This window comes from Allobosea sp. 05T439 (assembly GCF_056396005.1).
In genome coordinates, this window is the sequence record NZ_JBFTKP010000135.1 from 1 (window position 1) to 633 (window position 633).

Consider the following 633-nt stretch of genomic DNA (forward strand, 5'->3'; position numbering starts at 1 on the left):
ATATCTCGGCCTGTTCGAGAAGGGCTTCATCGACGGCACGAAGGTCTACAACATCAACCGCGAATGGGCCCGCCTGCTCGGCGAGCGCGGCGAGATCGAAGCCTCGATCGCCCGCGCCCGGCTGCGCGTCAGCGAGGCCCGCCTCCAGATCATCGCCGTCGACGAGACCGCCCGCACCGAGGCCCAGCGCGAGCTGCGCCAGGTCGAGGCCAAGGTCTCCGAGCTCAGCGACCGACGGCTCGCCAGTGAGGACCGGCTCTCGCGCTCCGAAATCCGCGCCCCGATCGCCGGGCTCGTCAACGAGTTGACCGTCTTCACCGTCGGCGGTGTCATCACCCCGGCCGCGCGCCTCGCCACCATCGTGCCGGGCGAGGCCAAGCTCACCGTCGAGGTCAGGATCGCGCCGACGGATATCGACCAGGTCAGGCCGGGCCAGCCCGCCCGCCTGCGCTTCTCCGCCTTCGCCAAGAAYKCGACCCCGGARCTGCCGGGCACCGTCAGCCATCTCTCCCCGGCGACCACCCGCGACCCCACCACCGGCGCCAATTTCTACACCGGCGAGATCCAGATCGACGGCGATCTCGTCGCCGCCCTCGGCGACCGCAAGCTCCAGCCCGGAATGCCGGTCGAGGT

1 protein-coding gene is annotated in these 633 nt (G+C 70.3%); it reads left to right on the plus strand.

Annotation, left to right across the window (positions count from 1 at the left end; genetic code table 11):
- A partial coding sequence (locus tag AC1DIO_RS35410; RefSeq protein ID WP_476854958.1) for a beta-barrel domain-containing protein occupies positions 1 to 633 on the plus strand: 633 nt, incomplete at both ends.